1 protein-coding gene is annotated in these 5,125 nt (G+C 66.0%); it reads left to right on the top strand.

Going from position 1 to position 5,125, the window contains the following annotated elements; translation table 11 throughout:
* Nucleotides 1-4,840, top strand: a 4,840-nt coding sequence (locus tag QZ994_RS18560) for a Calx-beta domain-containing protein (protein WP_290877161.1), incomplete at its 5' end; no start/stop codon positions are given.
* Nucleotides 4,841-5,125 lie beyond the last annotated feature (285 nt).

The raw sequence follows: 5,125 nt of genomic DNA, 5'->3' as shown, positions 1-5,125 counted from the left end.
CATCACGGTGCCGGCCGGCACGGCCGCCGACCAGATCGTGGTGCGCGTGCCCACCACGCCGGACAACCTGACGGAACTGGCCGAGACCTTCAAGGTCGCGGCCAGCACACCGGAGAACACCGCGCCGGTCGAAGGCACGGGCACCATCACCGACGCCACCGGCACACCGACCCTGGCCATCACCGGCCCTGCCGACGTGAACGAGGCCGCGGGCACCGTCACCTACACCGTGACGCTGAGCAACCCGAGCAGCACGGCCGTGACGGTGAACTACGCCACCGCCGACGGCACGGCCAAGGCTGGCAGCGATTACACGGCCGCCACTGGCACCTTGACCTTCGCTCCGGGCGAGACCAGCAAGACCATCACGGTCGCCATCACGAACGACAGCACCTTCGAAGGCAGCGAGGCTTACCAAGTCAAGCTGAGCACGCCCGTTGGCGCGACCCTGACCACATCCGAAGTCACCACGGCCATCAAGGACGACGGCAACGGCAGCGTGCCCCCGGGCATCACGCCAGACGACGATCGCCCCTTGATCTCCGTCAGCAGCCCTCAGGTCACCGAGGGCGAGAAGGCCGTGTTCACCGTGGCGCTCAGCCACCCGAGCAGCAGCGCCCAGACCCTGACGCTGGCCCTCACCGACGGCACGGCCAAATCGCCCAGCGACTACACGTCGACGATGGAGGTCTCCTTCAACCAGGGGCAATCGTGGCAAACCGTCACCGCTGGCAGCGTGTCGGTGCCTGCCAACACGCAGAGCCTCCTGGTTCGCGTGCCCACGGTGAACGACAGCACAACCGAGTCAAGTGAAGCCTTCACCCTGAAGGTTTCCAGCACGGTTGCGGTCAATGGCAGCGCCACCGGCACGGCCACCATCATCGACAACGACGCGCCACCCGCGCTCGACCTGGACGACGACAACTCCAGCGGTGCCACGGGCACCGGCTACACCGCCACGTATGTCGAGAACGGCACGGCTGTGCGCATCAGCGACCTCGACATCAAGGTCACCGATGCCGACAGCACCCAACTCACCGGCGCCACGGTCAAGCTGCTGAACCCGCAAGCGGGCGACGTCTTGACCTTGGCTGAAAGCCTGCCCAGCGGCATCACCGCCACCATCAGTGGTGGCGTGGTGACGTTGACGGGTGCGGCCTCGCTGGCCGCCTACCAGACGGCCATCCATGCGATCGCCTTCAGCAACACGGGTGACAACCCCCTGGCCACCGCACGGCTGATCGACGTCAGCGTGACCGATGGCACCAGCACCAGCAACGTGGCCACCACGACCATCCAGGTCACGCCGGTGAACGACGCGCCGGTGGTGGGCAACGCCAGCAACAGCGTCTCGGAAGAGGGGCTCAGCGGCGGTATCGCCGACAGCGCCGGGTCGGTCGACACCACCAATGCCACCAGCGTGGCCGGCCAAATCGCCATCAGCGATGCCGACTCCACCAACCTCACCGTCAGCCTCGTGGCCCCGACCACCCCGGTCTACACCACGAGCGGCGTGCAGGTCGTGTGGGTGTCCGATGGCGCAGGTGGCCTGATCGGCAAGGCTGGCACCGCCGCCGACGCGGCCACCGTGGCCAACGTCACCATCAACAGCAGCGGTCAGTACACCTTCACCCTGTCCGGCAGCCTGCAGCACAGCTCGCAAGGCGAAGACACCCTGAGCCTCAACTTCGGCGTGAAGGTCAGCGACGGTACCAGCAGCGGTGTCGGCAACCTGACCATCAGCGTGGAGGACGATGCACCAACCGCACCGGCCGTGCAGAACGCCACCGTGGCGGTGCAGGACACCAACCTCATGGTCGTGCTTGACGTCTCGGGCTCGATGAACGACGCCAGCGGCATCAATGGCCTCACCCGCCTGCAGGCCGCCATCCAGTCGATCAAGAACCTGCTCGACAAGTACGACGAGTTCGGCACCGTGGCCGTGCGCCTGGTCACCTTCTCCGACACGGCACAAGCCAAGGGCGACGTCTGGCTCAGCGTTGCCGATGCGAAGGCCTTGCTGGCCACCATCAGCGCGGGTGGTGGCACCAACTATGACTACGCCCTGAGCGCAGCCGAGTCCGCTTTCACCACCAGCGCGGGCAAGATCAGCGGGGCACAGAACGTGTCCTACTTCTTCTCCGACGGCAACCCGACCCTGTCCAGCGCCTATCCCACGGCCAACTCCACCCAGAGCGGATCGGCCACCAACACCAACCTGGGTGACGGCATCGACAGTACCGAGGCCGCAGCCTGGACCAGCTTCCTCAACACCTACCAGATCAACTCGTACGCGATCGGCCTGGGTTCGGGTGTGGCGCAGACCTACCTCAACCCCATCGCCTACAACGGCCAGTTCGCCCTTGACACCAACGGCACGGTCGTGACCAACCTCAGTCAGCTCGACAGCACGCTGCAAGGCACGGTCGGCGGCTCCACCTCGGGCCAGATCTATGCATCCGGCAGCCTGGGCGGCCCAGCCGTGGGCGCAGACGGTGGTCACCTGCAGTCCTTCACCATCGACGGCAAGACCTACCTCTACGACGCGACCAACCCCAGCCTGAGCGTGACCACGACCCTGGGTGGCAAGTTCACGCTGAACTGGCTCACGGGTGATTACACCTACACCGCGCCGGATGGTCTGAAGAACGACACCAAGGAGACCTTCGCCTACAGCATCGTCGATGGCGATGGCGACACCGCCACCTCGTCCCTGGTGCTCAACCTGGTGCACAACGCACCCGTGGCCGGCGCGCCGACCATCGGTGCCAGCGAGGTCAGCGTCTCGGAAGAGGGCTTGTCTGGCGGCGTCAAGGACACCGCCGGCACCAGCGACACGACCGATGCGACCACCGCCACGGGCCACTTCAATGTGGGCACCTCGGGCGGTGCCACGGTCACGGCCGTGAGCCTGACCGAGCCCACCACCACCCTGGTCACCAGCAGTGGCAAGACCGTGGTCTGGACCAGCGACAACGCCGGCGGCCTCATTGGCAAGGACGGTACCGATGCCAGCGCCACCACCGTGGCCACGATCACGGTGTCGAAGTCGGGCGACTACACCTTCACGCTGTTGCAGCCGGTTCAACACTCTGGCAGCGGCGAAGACGTGCTGGACCTCAGCTTCGGCGTCAAAGTCCTGGACAGCAGCAACAAGGTCGGCACGGGCAGCCTGGTGGTCCACATCGAAGACGACTCGCCTGTGGTGCCGGCGTCGGCCATCTCGCAAGAGATCACGACCATCGACACCAACCTGATGATCGTTCTGGACGTCTCCGGCTCCATGAACGAAGCCAGTGGCATCAGCGGCCTGACCCGCCTGCAGGCAGCCATCCAGTCGATCAGCAACCTGCTCGACAAGTACGACGACTACGGCAGCGTGGCGGTGCGCCTGGTCACGTTCTCGGACGTGTCCAACACCCTGGGTGACACCTGGCTCACCGTGGCCGATGCCAAGGCGCTGCTGGCCAAGGTGACCGCCACGGGCGGCACCAACTACGACTACGCCCTGAGCGAAGCCCAGGAGGCCTTTGCCGCCACGGCGGGCAAGCTCAGTGGCGCACAGACCGTGTCCTACTTTTTCTCGGACGGCAACCCGACCCTGTCGAGCGACAACCCGACCGCGGGCGTCAACGGACAGAACGGGGCCTCGACCCAGACCTCGCTGGGCGATGGCATCAGCGCGACCGAAGAAGCCAGCTGGATCAGCTTCCTGAACGCCAACCAGATCAAGAGCTACGCCATCGGTCTGGGGTCGGGGGTGAGCGCCACCTACCTTCAGCCCATCGCCTACGACGGCCAGGCCAGCGAGAACCTCAACGGCACCGTCGTGACCAGCCTCAGCCAGCTCGACACCGTGCTCGGCAGCACCTTCGGCAATTCCGTTGGGGGCAACCTGGGCACCAGCGGCACCATGGTCGCGGCCATGGGCGCCGATGGCTTTGCGCACGTCGCCAGCATCACCGTGGATGGCGTGGTTCACCTCTACGACGCGGCCAATCCCATCCTGACCCTCAAGACCACCTTGGGTGGCGACCTGACGGTCAACATGGACACCGGCGATTACAGCTACGGTGCCCCCGGGCAGCAGACCACGACCGTCGTCGAGAGCATTGCCTTTGCCTTGGCCGACAAGGACGGTGACACCACCACTTCGACCCTGGCCATCCAGATCGACCACACCTCGGTGGTGGCTGGCACCGCCAACGCCGACAGCAACGTCGGCACGACGGGGGAAGACTTCCTCATCGGTCTGGCGGGGGCGGACACCCTCTCGGGCGGTGAAGGCGATGACCGCCTCTACGGCAATGCCGGCAACGATGTGCTCAACGGCGGCAACGGTGCCGATGTGCTCAACGGCGGTGAAGGCAACGACACCCTGGTGGGCGGCGCCGGTGCAGACACGCTCATCGGCGGTCCGGGTAACGACACCCTCACGGGCGGTCTGGGTTCCGACACCTTCGCATGGCACTTCGCCGACGCGGGTACGGCATCGGTCACCGGACGTGCCACGGACACCATCACGGACTTCAACGTGGCTTCGCCCTCGGCCGGTGGCGATGTGCTGGACCTGCGCGACCTGCTGCAGGGCGAGACGACCGCCAACCTCAGCAACTACCTCGAGTTCGACACCACGACGACGGCGGGCACCACGATCATCAAGATCAGCACCACGGGGGCCTTCCCCAGCGGGGTCGCCACCACGGGAACGGAGAACGAGCGCATCGTGCTGGAGAACGTCAACCTGCGCAGCGACCTGGGGTTGGCGGCGAATGCCACCGACGCCCAGGTCATCACCAAGCTGCTCAGCGAAGGCAAGCTGCTGGTCGACAACGGTTGACATGGCATCGGGCGGGCAGGGCGGTGGCGTCCTGATCTCCCGATGCGGCAAACCGATGCCAGAGGCCCTCAGCTGAAAAAAGCCCGCTCACCCCCGAGCGGGCTTTTTTTTCGAGGGAATCGGACCGTCGCCCGACTCAGCGGAACTTCGCCTGCGGCACGGTCTTCAGGTCGCCTTGCAGGCTCGCGACATAGGCCGACAGGAGCTTGAGTTCACGGTGGGTGAACAGCTTGGACTGGGCGGCCATGATCGCGTTGCTGCGGCCGATCTGCGGCAGGCGGTTGG

Source organism: Aquabacterium sp. (genome assembly GCF_021768455.1).
In the GTDB taxonomy this organism is placed as follows: domain Bacteria; phylum Pseudomonadota; class Gammaproteobacteria; order Burkholderiales; family Burkholderiaceae_C; genus Aquabacterium.
Note: the sequence above shows the minus strand (reverse complement) of the source record. Positions and strands in the feature narration are given on the sequence as shown.